Here is a 15,819-nt window from a genome sequence, read left to right as displayed (position 1 = left end):
GAGGAACCCGCAATGACGAACCATCTCACCGGAACGCGCGCCGAATGGCTGGCTGCGCGCCGCGCGCTGCTCGACGCAGAAAAGTCGCTGACGCGGCAGAGCGACGAACTCGCGCGGCGGCGGCAGGCGCTGCCGTGGGTGCGCGTCGACAAGACCTACCGGTTCGATACCGAGGACGGCCCTGCGACGCTCGGCGATCTGTTCGGCGGCCGCTCGCAACTGCTCGTCTATCATTTCATGTTCGGTCCCGACTACAAAGCCGGCTGCCCGTCGTGCTCGGCGCTCGCCGACGGCTTCGACGGTTTTGCGGTCCACCTCGCGAACCACGACGTGACGCTCGCGGCGGTGTCGCGCGCGCCGCTCGCGTACCGGCAGCGGATGGGCTGGCACTTTCCGTGGGCGTCGTCGGACGGCGGCGAGTTCAACTTCGACTTCAACGTATCGTTCACGGAAGCGCAGCAGCGCACCGGCGACGTCGAATACAACTATGCGCGGGCCGGCCACGCGATGGACATGGACCCGCCGCCGGCCGCCGTCGCGCAGTTCGCGGCGACGTGCGGCACCGACGCCGCCACGTACGCGCGCGACCGGCCCGGAATGAGCGCGTTCGTGCGCGAGGCCGACGTCGTTTATCACACGTATTCGACGTATGCGCGCGGGCTCGACGGGCTGTGGGGGATGTACCAGTGGCTCGATCGCGCGCCCCTCGGGCGCAACGAGACGGGCGTGTGGTGGCGTCGTCATGACGAATACGCGCGCGGTTGAGCGCAGGTCGGCGAGCAGTGGGAACCGGCGATGAATTCTGCGACGAAACCGGCTGCGCCCGGCGCCTCGGGCGGCGGCCGGCTGGCGTTCGGCGCCGCGTTCGCCGCGGTGTTTGCCGCCGCCGTGTGGGCGACGCTCGTGCAGCACGCATCGATGAACGCGATGGGCGGCATGCCGATGGCGGGCGGCTGGACGCTGTCGGCCGGATGGCTCAGGCCGTGCGGATGGCGGGCAGGGCGCGCGTTCGCTGCGTTCGCTGCGTTCGCCGGCATGTGGGGCGCGATGACTGTGACGATGATGCTGCCGGTAGCGGCGCCGGTGCTCTGGCGATATCGGCAGGGCTTCGGCCCGGCGGGCGACGCGCGCGCGGCGTGGCGCGTCGCGATTGCGGGCGCCGGGTATTTCTCGGTGTGGATGGCGGTCGGTGCGGCGGTGTTTCCCGCGGGCGCAGCGTTCGCGGCGGCCGCGACACGGCTGCCCGCACTCGCTGTCGCGATGCCGGTTGCTGCCGGCGCGGTCGTGCTCGGAGCAGGCATGCTGCAGCTTTCCGGCTGGAAGGTGCGCCGGCTCGCGTGCTGCCGGCACGCGCCGGGCGGCGGGGACATGCGGTGGGCGCAGGCCGGGGCCGGAGTTGCGTGGCGGTACGGCGCGCGTGCCGCGCTACGGTGCGGTGCCTGCTGCGGGAACCTGATGGCCGTCGCGCTGGCGGCCGGCATGATGGACCTGCGCGTCATGGCGGTCGTGACGGTGGCGATCGCCGCCGAGCGGCTGGCGCCGGCTGGCGAATGCGTCGCGCGGGTCGTCGGTGGCGTCGCGATCGGGGCCGGTGCAGCGATGATCGCGTGCGCCGCGGGCGGGCTGGTTTAGCGGTGTTAGGGGCTGCCAGCGCCCATGGAACGAGGCCGGCGGATGCGCCGCCGCCAGGTGCCGCATCGTACGGCAACGACGTGCGATCGGCCCGATTCCGGCCGGCTGCGCGAATGGGGCGATGCCGGGATGAAACGAAAGGCGATCGAAAACGAACCGAACCGCGAACCGAACGATTCGGTCCCCGAACGCTTGGAAACGGCTAACCCGTTGTTCGTGTTGTGAAAATTCGCAGCGCTTCGCGTATAATTCGCTTTTGCGCCCATAGGATTTGCCATGCGTCTGATCCAAAAAGCACTCACTTTCGATGACGTGCTCCTCGTTCCCGCCTTCTCCGACGTTCTCCCGCGCGACACCAGCCTGAAGACCAAGCTGACCCGCAACATCTCCCTGAACATGCCGCTCGTGTCCGCCGCGATGGACACGGTTACCGAAGGTCGCCTCGCGATCGCGATGGCGCAGCAGGGTGGTGTGGGTATCGTCCACAAGAACCTCACGCCGGCCGAGCAGGCCCGCGAGGTCGCGAAGGTCAAGCGTTTCGAATCGGGTGTCGTGCGCGATCCGATCACGGTTCCGCCGCAGATGAAGGTGCGCGACGTGATCGCGCTGTCGCGTCAGCATGGCATCTCGGGCTTCCCGGTCGTCGAAGGCCCGCAGCTCGTCGGCATCGTCACGAACCGTGACCTGCGTTTCGAATCGCGCCTCGACGAACCGGTCAAGTCGATCATGACGCCGCGCGAGCGTCTCGTCACGGTCAAGGAGGGCACGCCGCTCGCCGAAGCGAAGGCGCTGATGCACAGCCACCGCCTCGAGCGCGTGCTGGTCGTCAACGACGCGTTCGAACTGCGCGGCCTGATGACCGTCAAGGACATCACGAAGCAGACCGAACACCCGGATGCGTGCAAGGACGAGCACGGCAAGCTGCGCGCAGGCGCGGCAGTCGGCGTCGGCCCCGACAACGAAGAGCGCGTCGAGCTGCTGGTGCAGGCCGGCGTCGACGTGATCGTCGTCGATACCGCGCACGGTCACAGCAAGGGCGTGCTCGAGCGCGTGCGCTGGGTCAAGCAGAACTTCCCGCACGTCGAGGTGATCGGCGGCAACATCGCGACGGCCGCCGCCGCGAAGGCACTGGTCGAATACGGCGCGGACGCGGTCAAGGTCGGTATCGGCCCGGGCTCGATCTGCACGACGCGGATCGTCGCGGGCGTCGGCGTGCCGCAGATCAGCGCGATCGCGAACGTTGCGGAAGCACTGAAGGGCACCGGTGTGCCGTGCATCGCCGACGGCGGCGTGCGTTTCTCGGGCGACGTGTCGAAGGCTCTCGCAGCCGGCGCGAACGCGGTGATGATGGGCAGCATGTTCGCGGGCACCGAAGAGGCGCCGGGCGACGTGTTCCTGTACCAGGGCCGCCAGTACAAGTCGTATCGCGGCATGGGTTCGGTCGGTGCGATGAAGGATGGCGCGGCAGACCGCTACTTCCAGGACAATTCCGCGAACATCGACAAGCTCGTGCCGGAAGGCATCGAAGGCCGCGTCGCGTACAAGGGTTCGGTCAACGCGATCCTGTTCCAGCTGGTCGGCGGCGTGCGCGCGAGCATGGGCTACTGCGGCTGCAAGACGATCGACGAGCTGCACGACAAGGCCGAATTCGTCCAGATCACCGCGGCGGGCATGCGCGAGTCGCACGTGCACGACGTGCAGATCACGAAGGAAGCGCCGAACTACCACGTGGACTGATTGCCGATGAAACCGCTGCTGCGAGCCGTGCTGATCGTCGACGCCGTGCTGCTGCTGGCGTTCGGCGTGCTGTTCGTGCTGACGCCCTGGCAGGCGCTGTTCAATGCGCTCCAATTGGCGAACATCCAGCCGGCGATGCTCGGCCAGGCGTTCGGCATTGCGTTGCTCGGGCTCGCGTGGCTCGCGTTCCATGCGGCGGTCAACGGCGTTCTCACGGCGCCCGTCGCGCGTGCGGTCGGCCATGTGAACTGGCTGATCGGCGTGCTGACGGTCGTGTGGTCGTTCGGCACCGGCAACGGTCCCGCGCTCGCGGCCGCCGGTCGGGTGCTGTCGGCGATGGCCGGCGTCGCGCTGATCGTGCTGGGCCTCGGCGGCGTGCGGCTCGCATCGGCCGTGCGGCGGCGCGAAAGGGCGGACAGGGCGCAGGCGCTCGAGGCTCGGGATGCGAAGCGTCCGGCCGAACCGGCGCCGGCCTCCGCACCGCAGCAGCGGGTCGAGCCGGTCGTCAGCCGTCCGGTGGCGCCCACGGCGCCGGCCGCGGCAGCCACGCCGGCCGCATCCGATCGATTGTCCGGCAGCGTCGCATTCGACGCCCGCCCGCCGTCGCAGGATTGACCGGCGATGCGTCGCGCGAGCCGCCTGCCGCACGACGCCGTTGTCCATGCTATTGATGCAGCGCTTCATGCGCTGCTTTTCTTATTCTCTTCATCCCGTCCGCAGCCATGCACGACAAAATCCTGATTCTCGACTTCGGTTCGCAAGTCACTCAACTGATCGCGCGCCGCGTGCGCGAAGCGCACGTCTACTGCGAAATTCATCCGAACGACGTGTCCGACGACTTCGTCCGCGAGTTCGCGCCGAAGGCGGTGATCCTGTCGGGCAGCCACGCGAGCACGTACGAAGACCACCAGCTGCGCGCGCCGCAGGCCGTGTGGGATCTCGGCGTGCCGGTGCTCGGCATCTGCTACGGCATGCAGACGATGGCCGTGCAGCTCGGCGGCAAGGTCGAGTGGAGCGACCATCGCGAATTCGGCTACGCGGAAATGCGTGCGCACGGTCATACGCGCCTGTTCGACGGCATCGAGGATTTCAAGACGGCCGAAGGCCACGGCATGCTGAAGGTCTGGATGAGCCACGGCGACAAGGTTGCCGAGCTGCCGCCGGGCTTTGCGCTGATGGCGTCGACGCCGAGCTGCCCGATCGCCGGCATGGCCGACGAGGCGCGCGGCTACTACGCGGTGCAGTTCCACCCGGAAGTCACGCACACGGTGAAGGGCCGCCAGATCATCGAACGCTTCGTGCTGCAGATCGCCGGCGCGAAGCCCGACTGGATCATGAAGAACCACATCGAGGAAGCTGTCGCGAAGATCCGCGAGCAGGTCGGTGACGAGGAAGTGATTCTCGGCCTGTCGGGCGGCGTCGATTCGAGCGTCGCGGCTGCGCTGATCCATCGCGCGATCGGCGACCAGCTCACCTGCGTGTTCGTCGACCACGGCCTGCTGCGCCTGAACGAAGGCAAGATGGTGCTCGACATGTTCGAGGGCCGCCTGCATGCGAAGGTCGTGCACGTCGATGCGTCCGAGCAGTTCCTCGGCCACCTGGCTGGCGTGACCGATCCGGAAGCGAAGCGCAAGATCATCGGCCGCGAATTCGTCGAGGTGTTCCAGGCCGAAGCGAAGAAGCTGTCGAAGGCGAAGTGGCTCGCACAGGGCACGATCTATCCGGACGTGGTCGAGTCGGGCGGCACGAAGACGAAGAAGGCGACGACGATCAAGAGCCACCACAACGTCGGCGGCCTGCCGGAAACGCTCGGCCTGAAGCTGCTTGAGCCGCTGCGCGACCTGTTCAAGGACGAAGTGCGCGAGCTGGGCGTCGCGCTCGGCCTGCCGCCGGAGATGGTGTACCGCCATCCGTTCCCGGGCCCGGGCCTCGGCGTGCGGATTCTCGGCGAAGTGAAGCGCGAGTACGCGGACCTGCTGCGCCGCGCGGACGCGATCTTCATCGAGGAACTGCGCAACACGACCGCGACCGCGCACGATGCGGCTGCCGGCCTGTGCGGCGAAGCCGATGTCGGCAAGAGCTGGTACGACCTGACGAGCCAGGCGTTCGCCGTGTTCCTGCCGGTGAAGTCGGTCGGCGTGATGGGCGATGGCCGCACGTACGACTACGTGACGTCGCTGCGCGCGGTGCAGACCACCGACTTCATGACCGCGCACTGGGCGCACCTGCCGTACGCGCTGCTCGGCCGCGCGTCGAACCGGATCATCAACGAGGTGCGCGGGATCAACCGTGTGGTGTACGACATCTCGGGCAAGCCGCCGGCGACGATCGAGTGGGAATGATCTAGACTGCTCCCAAGTCGTTCCGGGAGTTCCGTTTTTTCCTGTTTTTTCGTTAAAAAACAGGGGGTTATTGTTTGCTGGGATCCGCTGCGATCCGCGCAATGCCATGTGGAAATGTCGGTACCGCTGACGGTATTGATGTTTCCTCCTCGGACGACCTTGTCCGATACCGTCACATCGGTTTGACGGTATCGGCCGACGGTATGCGTTTGAGGAGGCAATATGCTCACAGACACGAAGCTGCGCGCTCTGAGGCCAGCCGAGAAAATCTATAAGGTCGCCGATCATCGCGGGCTATATGCAGCGGTGATGCCGTCGGGGGCAGTGAGCCTCAGGTACGACTACCGACTAAACGGTCGCCGCGAAACCGTGGTTATCGGTCGGTACGATGCATCGCTGTCGGCACGAAAGCCACGCAAACCAGACGAACTCGGTCTTGGAATGGCAATCAGCCTTTCTGAGGCTCGCATACTACGCGACCAGGCTGCTCGGGCGATTCAGCGCGGGGAAAGTCCATCACGTGCGAAGGTTGAAAAACGCGTCGACGCAGCGGAGGCGTTGACGTTTGGCAAGTGGGCAGGGAAGTACTTTGAGGAGGCTACCCTAGCTGATTCGACGAGATCAATGCGCAAGTCTGTGTACGAGCGAAATCTCGCGTCGGAGTTTGGCCGGCTCAAGTTAGAAGAAATCACACCTGCTCGATTGATGGCGCGCTGCGAGAAAATCAAGGAGCGAGGTGCGGCTGCGCAAGCGGTTCACGCACGCGAAATCGTTCTACAGGTTTTTCGGTTCGTTGAGGCTCGGGGCATCAAGGTCGATAACCCGGCCGCCGCTATCCGCCCCAGTGCGATAGCGACGTTCAAGGCGCGCGACAGGGCGCTCAGCCCTGAGGAGATTCATATCTTCTTCACCGCCTTGGAGCGGACGCCCACGATGCCGACGTTGCGCCTTGCTATCAAATTTATGCTGTTGACGCTCGTCCGTAAGTCGGAATTTATCGAGGCGTCATGGGACGAAGTCGATTTCGAGACGGCAACGTGGACCGTTCCAAAGGAACGAATGAAGGCCCGGCGCCCTCATCACGTGTATCTCAGTGAACAGGCGCTTGAGATCCTTGTCGCATTCAAAACGTGCTTCGGCTCAAGCTTTTACCTGCATCCAGGGCGGTATGAAACCGCTTCACCGATCAGTTCGGCTACATTGAATCGAGTCATCGACAGTACAGTGACGCAAATTTGCGCCGGCGGGGAGATGTTCGAACCGTTCACTGTGCACGATCTCCGCCGCACGGCCAGTACGCATTTGCACGAGGCAGGATTCAACACAGATTGGATTGAAAAATGCCTCGCGCATGAACAACGTGGTGTTCGGGCGATATACAACAAGGCCGAATACGCGGAGCAGAGGAGGACGATGATGCAGGCGTGGGCAGACATGTTGGATCGTTGGATCAAGGATCGGCCCAATTCCGCCTTTAGTGCATTGGAAGTTGATAGTGGCGCGGCGTCAATCTAGATATGCGGCGGCGATACGTAGCGCGCCAATGCGAACCCGCTTCCTTGACGTGCGCTCGCATTCGTTGACGTTCTGCCCGCCGCGTTTCGTCGCCCGTACTGCAGGGATTCGTACCGAAAGTTGAGTCGGGTGGTCGATCAGGTCTCTTCCGGCCACCACGGTTGTGGCGCGTTGCGAATCGCGTAATCGTCGAGGTTCTTAAGTCGTGTTACGACGAGATCGTAGCGTCGCTCGGCAAGTACGAGTACAAGCCGCGCCTGATCGTCGTCAGGATGCGGCGACGGCCGCGACCGTGCTGAGCGAACTGAAGGCCGGCAAAGCGTTTGATTGTCTTGCACGCCAATATGGAATCGCGCCGAGCCACGATACGGGCGGCGAACTGCCGTGGGTGAGCTTTAAGACGCGAGCGACGGACGGCAAGGCCGCGGGCCTGGCGGTCGCGATCGCGCAGACGCTCGAGAAATTGTCAGCCGGCGCCATCACACCCGAGTCGATTCCGGTCGACGGCGCACGCGCGATCCTGAAGGTCGACCTGAGGCGACCGACACAGGTGCCGGCGTTCAACCAGGTGCAGGCAACGATCCGTCAGCAGCTCGAGGCGCTTGCGTTGGAAAAGGCGAGCGCGCAGTTCATCGGCGGATTGCTCAAGAACGCGGCGATTTAGCAATAGAGGGTTGGATCGTGGCGAGATGCAACGTGTGAATGCGAGATTTGCGATGCGACGTTAGGTCGACAATCCTCTCGCGAGCTCGTCTTGGATGTCGACAGACACGCACATAAGCGGCTTGCCGCGAGCGGGAGTGCCGGGCGGTTCGAGTCGGAGAAGGAAGTCGAAATATCGTTCAGTGAGCTTCGCGAGCTGCTCCTGTACCGCGCCAAGCCGGATCAGGCATTGGGCGTCCCAGTTCATGCCCACGACGAGTTCGCTTGTCTCGCCGTTCCACTCGCTCAGCAGGATCGCGGCAGCGCGTGCGTTTTCCTCGGCGAACCGTTCAATGCGCTGCTCAATGTAGCGTACGTCGTCGCGCATCAGTGTGCCCGAAATGCGCAACGAGACGGCATGCGCTACCTCGTCGTGTCTGAGGTGTACCGAGGCGATGCCGCCCAGATGGCGGGATACGCGATCGAGCTGCTCGTCCTCAAGATCGTCTTGCACGGCGAGCGCGCCGCTCAGGACGTATGGGGCTGGTTCTTCCATTTTGAGCCTCCGAGGGTTGGATTTGCCTAGCACGACGGATAGTGCTGGGATGTCGATGCTCCCGCCCTCTAGCTCGCCACCGGTCGAAATTGCTCGAGAATCCGCGCTTGGCGTTGGAGAAAGGCCTCCAACTGGATGTGCTCGTCCGCGAGTTCGTTGAGCAACTCCACGTGCAGGGCCAGGCCGAGTGGTACACACGACGGCTCTCCATAGCGCACTCGTCTGAAGATACTGCCGGTCCGTGCCCATTTCTGGGAGAATTCCCCAAGTGCGTTTTCGATGATCTCCGCTTCGTCGTCGGTCAGTACACCGCGTATGCGGATGACGAGCGAATGCGTGACGGCATCTGTCGCGAAGTAAATGTCGGCAGGGTCGGCAATCGTTTCGGCGAACTGCTGGGCGTGGTAGTGCCGGAAGTTGTCCAGGACGGACAAGGCACCGCAGATTTCATAGGTGAAAGGCATAGTGCCTCCGGGATGAGGGACTACCGTCTTTGGGACTCGTCGCATATTCCCGCTACCATCGGTAGTCGGTTGATCACATTCATTAGACTAGGTGCCAACTGGATATATGTCAACGAAAAATTCTCAATCGGACATATTTTCCGTCCGACTGAAATTGGAGCGGAAGCGGCTCGGCATGAATCAAACGGAGTTCGCTGCAGCGGGTGGCGTGCTTCAGCATGCCCAAGTCAACTACGAGAAAGGGGCCAGATATCCTGATGCCAACTACTTGGCGGGGATCGCCGAGGCCGGCGTGGATGTCCAGTATGTGCTGACGGGCCGGGTGTCCAATTCGGCCACGCTTGCTCTTACCGTCGACGAGGAGAGACTCCTGGCCGGCTTCCGCGAATTGAAGACTCGAGAGAAGCGGGGCGTGTTAGCACTGGTGGGCGCCATGACCGGATCACCATTCGATGATCAAGAGAATGGCACCGCTGAGACGTAATCTCGATTTCGATGGCGTTGTTCGAGCATTCTCGCAAACACGATGGTCGGCGATCGACTGACCAATTTCCAGCCGGCGTTGGCCGGGTAGTGAGGTTGTTCGGCTCATCCCCGGGCGTTACTGCACGATAACGACCGAGCCTGCACAAGTATGGCCGGACGGAGCGTTGCCTCGACGTGGAGCCTCACTCCGGTATCGGCGCGAACGCGCTCCTTCACGACTATCGTTTCATGCCGATACATCGCCGACGCGCCACCAATTGCGCGCATGGCGCCCAAAACCGGCGCAAGCCTATCCTGCCATCCCTTGTCTTTTGTTCTTATATCTAGTCGTTCGTCGATTCCCACGCACGATGCAGTGTGGTCGTGCAGAAAAATCCAGCCGCAGCTGCAAAAAGATGCATTCATCGCCCGCAGGAAGGGTGCATATCTCGCGCAACAAGATGACCCGCATCTAATAAAAAAGCAGCGGACGACGCGGGCTGCATCATGTCAATCGATCGATAACGTGACGTAGGAAAGCGAAGTGTTGTGAGCGACATGAGCGATCGGGGGCGCCATATACGGTGCAACAAAAACGGCTGGTCGAACACGTAACGGCATCAGCGCGAGCGCGAACTCAACCAGTAGGCTGCGACGCTAATGCCGAGGAAGTCGCATCGGTCGAATACAGAGGTTTGCTCCTCAAGCATCGCTCATATGATCAGATTCGTCCGGCTCCAATCGTTTGCTACTTGATGCATGGCCGATCGCAAGCTCGCGTTGTCGCGACGCGACGACGAAAAATATTTCGTTATGCCATGCAATTCCGCCCCGTTCCCATGCGGTCCGATGCCCAAAGTCCGGCTAGTTTTCTGGTATTGACGGCCATCATTGCCATCAGCAAGATGGCAACAAGGCAGTGTGTCGAGGCGGATCATGCCGGTCGTAAAACACTTTACACAAGCGCAATGGGACGCGGTCGCTTGCCGTCTCGACGCGCTGCCACCGAAGCCTGCGAACGAGCATCACGTCACTGTGCGTGATGCGGTAAGTGCGATGCGGCCGCATATCAATGGCGCGCAACAGAAAGGCTACACGTTCGAAGAAATCGTTCGCCAGCTGGCGGAAGAGGGCGTCAACATCAGCGCCAGCACATTGCGATACGCGATGCGACGCGTTGCGAAAGATCACAAGGCCGGGCGTGCGGAACGGGCCGTCCCGGCGGGCCAGCCTACTGCGTCACTGCGAGTCAGGAAGCCGAAGCGAGCGAAATCGCCGAGCGTTAACCACGTAGAGAATCGCGATCGCCAGGATAACGGGCGGGCGACCACCAAACCGGGGGCCATGGTGATTCAGGACGCGTTCTCATTCGAGATTGCACCGGACACCGAGAACCTGTAGAGGACGACGCGTATGGCGACGACTTACCCAATCTATTTAGTGGGCGGCAGCAAGGGCGGTGTAGGCAAGAGCTTTGTTTCGCTCGCGCTGGCCGACTACCTCCAGCGCCGTGATCTCCCCGTCGCGCTGGTGGAAACCGACACGTCCAATCCCGATGTGATGAAAGCGATTCAGGATGAGGTACCGTGCATAGCCTATAGTCTGGACGAAGCAGAAGGCTGGATCGGTCTGGTCAACTTCTGCGATGAACGCCGGGATGCGGCGATTGTTGTCAATACGGCGGCGCGCAGTCAGACGGGCGTCACCCGGTTTGGCGCGACACTGGCCAATATGCTCGGCGAACTGCGGCGCGAACTAGCCGTACTCTGGGTGATCAATCGGCAGCGCGACAGTCTGGAGCTACTGCGCGCGTTCAGTCCGACATTTCCCGATGCAACAATCCATGTGGTTCGCAACGGCCATTTCGGTACGCCGGACAAGTTCTCGTTGTATCAGGCGTCGCAGCTCCGTAAAACGATCGAAGCACGGGGACGCACACTCGACTTCCCGGACCTCGGGGATCGCGTCGCGGATGAACTACGGAGTCAGCGGATGTCGATTCGCACTGCGTCGGAAGCGATGCACATCGGCGAACGAGCGGAACTGCTGCGCTGGCGAGCGTTATGCGACACGATGTTCTCGATGATGATGGACAAGGCCGGACCGAGCGATGAGCCGTAGACGGCCAGTCGAGCCACTGATTCGCCTGTTCCAGGAGGTGTCCGGCGAGGTCCCGGACGAGGCGAGTCTGGCTCGCATGCGTCGGGTGTCTGGCGTCCTGAATCTGCAGGACAACGACGCGCTCTGGTCCATCATCGCGGTGCTCGAATACTACGCGCGCCTGTACGAGGCGATGCCGGAGCGCATTCGATGGGCGAGCGAGGGCAGTCTCGAAGCGGTGCGACGGGAAGTCGGCGGCGCGCACGGTGCGTTGATGCAGCAGCACCGCGACGCGCTGGTACGGTGCAAGGCGACGATCACATTGGCGGAGAGCCTGATTGAGGAACATGAGGCGCGGTACCGGGAAGCGTTGGCGAGTCTCAATGAGGCGACACTGACTGCGCTCGGCGCACGACTGGCCAGTCAGGTTGTGCGTTCGGCGGGCAATCGGATGATCGGTGCGGCGGCGATCTCGGGGCGTGAACAACGGAAGCGTCTGGATGAGGCGATCGACACATTCGGGCAAGCGGTCGACACGATGGCGGTGGCGATGGAGCGGCGTTTTGCACGTGCCATGCGACGTCTATGGCTGGCGGGCGCGATCGTCCTCTGCTTGATGGTGCTGGTTACCGGCGGTTGGGTGGACGGATGGTGGGGGCTCCACCCGTCGGGTGTGGTGGGTCAAGCGGTGCACGGCAGATCAGTAGACGGCAGGCCGTGAAGCACACTGCCGTTTACTGTGTCGCTGCCGTGGATAAGGATCGGCCGTTACGCGACGTCCGGGTCAGTTTGGGCAGCGGCTACCGACTCGGTAGTTGGGAAAGGCCACGGCGGTGGTTCGATGGTTCCGGTGAACGTCTCGGCATCGTGCGACGTATGGTTGATGCGGTTGCCGTCATTCTCGGCGTCCTCATCGGCCTCTGTGTCGTCAGCGTCGTCGCCATCGTTGTCATCCTCGTCGTGACGGGCGGCCCATGAGGGCGATGCGGGAACTTCGCGGTCAGTAAGGATTTCCGGCAGCCACGCGATCTTCGCGAGGCGCAATTCTGCCGCGGCCGCGGCGTCACCCTTTTTCATCTTGCCGAGATCGGCCGCGACCTTGGGAGAAACCGCGCCGGACACGACTTCCGCGATGCGCGCCTTGCTGACATGATCGAAGTACGCTGTGCGCGTTGGCGCCCAGTACCGGGTCATATCGAGACGCAGTGCGTCGGCCAGCGCGTTGATTGCGTGTGGCGCTTCCGATGGTGCGATACCGTCGAGCAGGGTACCGATACAGAACGCGAGGAGGTCGAGCAGCGTTGTATGCGCATCCTGCTCGAGCAACCACGGCAGCAGATCAGTTCGGTTCGTCGGCAACTCGCCAATCCAGCGCGTGCGCTGCGTCTCGATGGTGTTCCACGCCGGGCTGACCGGTAGGTCGTCCGCCGCGCGCAGAAGACTATCGCGATTGTTGGTTCCAGAGAGCATCAGATAGCGCGGTGCGCAGGTGTGACCGTAATGCTCGGGTAGCGCTTGCGGAACTAAGTGGTGCAACAGGGCCGCGAGCGCCACAGCAGGCTGGGCGACGAGTTCCACATGGATTGAAGCGGTGCGATGCGCGGTGAGCCGCTGGCACAGCATCGCACTATGAACGGGCTTGATCTTGGCCGGAGCGTCTACGGTATCCGGAGCATTCGCTTCGGGGGTGCCGGTCACAGTCGCGCCTGCCGCGTCGAGCGCGGCGCTGTTCTCGTGTCGCACGAGGCCGCGCTCGATGACGGGTTCTCCCTGCGAGCCGACAATCACGAGCGCGCCTGCTTCCGCCATCTGCGGTGCGTTCCACACGACGGCACGGCTCTCCATCGCGCGGATCGCGGCTTCTACTTGCCCGATTTGAGCGTCGAGGCGTTCTGCTTCTTCATCGGCATCGTCGTCATCCTCTTGTAGCGCGTCGAGCTTGTCGGTCAGTTCGTCGCGCTGCGTGGTGAGCGTATCGAGTTCGCGCTGTTCGTCGTCTGTATACGGACGCTGACCCGGGTGCAGTCGGCCGTAACGGTTCAGCTCCAGCATGTCGCGCTCGATGCGTGTTTCGGCCCAGCCCCAGCCTTCTGCGCGCACCGTCTCGGCGGCTGCGTCGAGCTTCTGCGCGGCGAGGCGCTGCAGCAGGTCGGCATCGGCAATATAGCCCGCGTGCTCGTCGTCGCTGAAGAGATCGCGACGAACATAGCCGCCCGCTGCCTCGTAGGCGTCGAGGCCGACGAAGCGCACGAGGCGGCTGCGGCTCGCATCGATCTCGGCGTGGGTAATCGCCTGCCGGAGATAATGCGGCTGACGCTGCCATTCGTTGGCGTCGAACCACAGGTGTTCCTGTGTGTCGTGATCATCCGCCAGCGCAAGCGCGGCAAGTTGGTCGAGCGTGATCGCGTCATCGCGCAGCAGCGCCAGCAGCTTGGGCGACACATTGGCGAGCTTCATGCGCCGTTTGACAGTGATGGGTGAGGCGGAAAAGAGCGCGGCGATGTAGTCGACGCTACGGCCTTCATCCGCCAGCATCTGATAGGCGCGCAATACATCGAACGGGTCGAGGCCTTCGCGCTCGCTGTTCTCGATCAGCGATATGGCGAGTGCTTCGCCTTCGCTGACAATTCGAACCGGTACCGGATAGTCGGTGGCGATGTGGTTCTGCTCGAACAGCAGGTCCAGCGCGGCTTCGCGGCGCTGGCCCGCGCAGACGCCATACTTGCGCTGCTTCCCGCGAGTCCCCTTGATCTCATGGACCACGAGGTTTTGCAGCAACCCTTTGGCACGCACGTTGGCAGCGAGTCCGGCAATTCCGGATGGCGGTTTTGTGCGCACGTTCAGCGGCGAGCGTTGCAGGCTGGAATACGGCACGGTCACGATCGGTTGCTCGTTGCCGAAGTTGGTTTCGAGCATCGCGACAGGTTCCGTAGCGCCAACGACGGCGGTGGAGGTTTCATCGGATGGGGCTTGCATGATCGACTCCCGATAGTAGGAAAGAAGATGCCGGGCCAGTCAGGTGCGGATGCGTCAGGACGTGACCCGACGGGCGTCATGGCGCAAAGCCGGGCAGCAGGGCGACGTGAGTGCGTCGCCCCGAAGCCGTCACACCTTTAACTGGCGCATGGCGTCCGCAAGCATCCACAGCGCGCGGTTGAGCTTCACGTTCTGGTCGATGCCTGTGATGGGGCGTGTAGACACCGCGCGGCCCGAGCGGGAACGGCCGTGCAGGCCACCCTTGGTCAGGTTCTCCTGCACGCGGTTAAAGACGGTCCAGAGGTCGTCGCGGCGGTCCTCGAACCGGCGCGGGGCCAGCAGCTGACTTTCGCAGATGGGGGCGGGTGCGTCGGCGTCGGTCGAGTCGTAGCGCAGCGCGAGCGCGGAGCGGGCGAACGCATACTGTTCATCACGGTCGAGTGTCACCTCCCGCATGCCGTTCTTTTGTTCGCGGATCAGATCGAAACCGTCGAGCACGTCGAACGCGCCGTTGATCACGTTCTGAACGACGTTGCCTTTATGCGGCACGCGGATATCGGCGATGTTCTCGCCGGCGACCATGCCGTTTTGGCAAACGAACCGAAACGTGCCAGCAAGCATCTGGTAGCTGCTGGTGCCGTCGTGCGAGTTCAGCAGCACGATTTCGTCGGCCTCCTCGCCGGTGATCTGGTCGGCATGGCGCAGCCGGAGCATGTGCTTGGTGAATTCGCGCTTGCCGGAATCGCGCACACGGGTCTGACAGATCATGAAGGGCTGGAAGCCTTCGTTGCGCAAACCACGTAGGACATCGATGGTGGGAATGTAGGTGTAGCGCTCGGAGCGACTTTCGTGCTTACCGTCCGCGAATATGGACGGGGCTATAGGACGAATCTGATCGTCCGAGAGGGGCGAGTCTGTGCGCAACATCGGTGCGCTGTAATGGAAAGAGGAAGCGAGTTGCATGGCAGTTCTCCACAGTCAAGGTTGAGGACCTGAACCGGGCGGGGAGGCGTGCTTTGCTGTCGCGGCTGAGCACCCTCCGGTGGAACTCGGGGTTGGCTTTGCTGCCGCAAGGCTCCCGGGTTCCCGCCCGTGCGACTGGAGGAGCCGATAGCGGGCAGGCGTCAAGGAAAGAGGCGAGGGAGGGGTGCGGGCAACACGGTCCCGAGCCCCTTGATGGCTGTCCGCTATTGGCTACGGTCGCGGGTCAAGGGCGGGAAGCCGGGAGGCGGGTGCATGCCATGCCGCGAGTTGACCGGGTCCTGAGGAGAGGCGTGCGAGGGATATCGCTCAAAGAGTGTTCAGCGGAAACAGCCGATCCGCATGCAGCGCTAACTTTGACTATGCGTGCTCGATTTGCCGGGTGTGCCTTAATGCGGTAGGGTGGAAG

15 protein-coding genes and 1 pseudogene are annotated in these 15,819 nt (G+C 63.3%); 12 read left to right on the top strand and 4 right to left on the bottom strand.

The window, feature by feature from the left end; all coding sequences use genetic code 11:
* The first annotated feature begins 12 nt into the window (after nucleotides 1-12).
* From AC1Z3W_RS30195 to AC1Z3W_RS30160, 8 genes and pseudogenes are all read left to right on the top strand, one after another.
* On the top strand, nucleotides 13-765 hold the full coding sequence (locus tag AC1Z3W_RS30195; RefSeq protein ID WP_483509215.1) for a DUF899 domain-containing protein: 753 nt from the start codon (nucleotides 13-15) through the stop codon (nucleotides 763-765).
* Nucleotides 766-795: 30 nt separating this feature from the next.
* Nucleotides 796-1,632 carry a DUF2182 domain-containing protein gene (locus AC1Z3W_RS30190; RefSeq protein WP_175824952.1) on the top strand — a complete coding sequence of 279 codons (837 nt, stop codon included), beginning with the start codon at nucleotides 796-798 and terminating at the stop codon, nucleotides 1,630-1,632.
* A 42-nt stretch (nucleotides 1,633-1,674) separates the two neighbouring features.
* Entirely contained in the window at nucleotides 1,675-1,857 is a 183-nt protein-coding gene (locus tag AC1Z3W_RS30185) for a hypothetical protein (RefSeq protein ID WP_057925403.1), read from the top strand.
* A gap of 51 nt (nucleotides 1,858-1,908) precedes the next feature.
* Nucleotides 1,909-3,369, top strand: coding sequence for an IMP dehydrogenase (guaB, locus tag AC1Z3W_RS30180; protein WP_044843752.1), 1,461 nt, complete (start codon nucleotides 1,909-1,911; stop codon nucleotides 3,367-3,369).
* A 6-nt stretch (nucleotides 3,370-3,375) separates the two neighbouring features.
* The gene (locus AC1Z3W_RS30175; protein ID WP_124833124.1) at nucleotides 3,376-3,984 is read left to right on the top strand and encodes a hypothetical protein; all 609 of its coding nucleotides are present in this window, start codon (nucleotides 3,376-3,378) and stop codon (nucleotides 3,982-3,984) included.
* Between the two features lie 107 nt (nucleotides 3,985-4,091).
* Nucleotides 4,092-5,711: a glutamine-hydrolyzing GMP synthase gene (gene guaA / locus AC1Z3W_RS30170; RefSeq protein ID WP_175824951.1), complete on the top strand. Its 1,620-nt coding sequence runs from the start codon at nucleotides 4,092-4,094 to the stop codon at nucleotides 5,709-5,711.
* A gap of 222 nt (nucleotides 5,712-5,933) precedes the next feature.
* A complete protein-coding gene (locus AC1Z3W_RS30165; RefSeq protein WP_483509214.1) occupies nucleotides 5,934-7,226 on the top strand; it encodes a tyrosine-type recombinase/integrase in 1,293 nt (430 codons plus the stop codon).
* 191 nt (nucleotides 7,227-7,417) lie between these two features.
* Nucleotides 7,418-7,890: pseudogene (locus tag AC1Z3W_RS30160) on the top strand (peptidylprolyl isomerase); the annotation flags it as partial.
* A gap of 60 nt (nucleotides 7,891-7,950) precedes the next feature.
* On the opposite strand, the gene AC1Z3W_RS30155 reads toward AC1Z3W_RS30160, so the two are convergent.
* Together AC1Z3W_RS30155 and AC1Z3W_RS30150 are read right to left on the bottom strand one after the other, a co-directional pair.
* A complete protein-coding gene (locus AC1Z3W_RS30155; protein WP_483509213.1) occupies nucleotides 7,951-8,424 on the bottom strand; it encodes a hypothetical protein in 474 nt (157 codons plus the stop codon).
* A 68-nt stretch (nucleotides 8,425-8,492) separates the two neighbouring features.
* The gene (locus tag AC1Z3W_RS30150) at nucleotides 8,493-8,888 is read right to left on the bottom strand and encodes a hypothetical protein (protein WP_483509212.1); all 396 of its coding nucleotides are present in this window, start codon (nucleotides 8,886-8,888) and stop codon (nucleotides 8,493-8,495) included.
* Between the two features lie 175 nt (nucleotides 8,889-9,063).
* On the opposite strand from AC1Z3W_RS30150, the gene AC1Z3W_RS30145 reads away from it, so the two are divergent.
* The 4 genes from AC1Z3W_RS30145 to AC1Z3W_RS30130 all read left to right on the top strand — a co-directional run bounded on the left by AC1Z3W_RS30145 (nucleotide 9,064) and on the right by AC1Z3W_RS30130 (nucleotide 12,174).
* Nucleotides 9,064-9,372 carry a helix-turn-helix domain-containing protein gene (locus tag AC1Z3W_RS30145; protein ID WP_483509211.1) on the top strand — a complete coding sequence of 103 codons (309 nt, stop codon included), beginning with the start codon at nucleotides 9,064-9,066 and terminating at the stop codon, nucleotides 9,370-9,372.
* A gap of 917 nt (nucleotides 9,373-10,289) precedes the next feature.
* Nucleotides 10,290-10,754 carry a hypothetical protein gene (locus tag AC1Z3W_RS30140; RefSeq protein ID WP_483509210.1) on the top strand — a complete coding sequence of 155 codons (465 nt, stop codon included), beginning with the start codon at nucleotides 10,290-10,292 and terminating at the stop codon, nucleotides 10,752-10,754.
* Between the two features lie 12 nt (nucleotides 10,755-10,766).
* A complete protein-coding gene (locus AC1Z3W_RS30135; protein ID WP_483509209.1) occupies nucleotides 10,767-11,474 on the top strand; it encodes a nucleotide-binding protein in 708 nt (235 codons plus the stop codon).
* Nucleotides 11,464-12,174: a hypothetical protein gene (locus AC1Z3W_RS30130; protein WP_483509208.1), complete on the top strand. Its 711-nt coding sequence runs from the start codon at nucleotides 11,464-11,466 to the stop codon at nucleotides 12,172-12,174. The genes AC1Z3W_RS30135 and AC1Z3W_RS30130 overlap by 11 nt, the downstream gene beginning before the upstream one ends.
* Before the next feature lie 47 nt (nucleotides 12,175-12,221).
* Here the strand turns inward: AC1Z3W_RS30130 and AC1Z3W_RS30125 are convergent, their stop codons facing one another.
* A complete protein-coding gene (locus AC1Z3W_RS30125) occupies nucleotides 12,222-14,429 on the bottom strand; it encodes a ParB/RepB/Spo0J family partition protein (protein ID WP_483509207.1) in 2,208 nt (735 codons plus the stop codon).
* A gap of 129 nt (nucleotides 14,430-14,558) precedes the next feature.
* Nucleotides 14,559-15,392: a DUF932 domain-containing protein gene (locus tag AC1Z3W_RS30120; protein ID WP_483509206.1), complete on the bottom strand. Its 834-nt coding sequence runs from the start codon at nucleotides 15,390-15,392 to the stop codon at nucleotides 14,559-14,561.
* Nucleotides 15,393-15,819 lie beyond the last annotated feature (427 nt).

The organism is Burkholderia sp. 10_S31 (assembly GCF_056930375.1).
The sequence above is the reverse complement of the archived record's forward strand: the minus strand, read 5'-3'. Positions and strand labels throughout refer to the sequence as shown.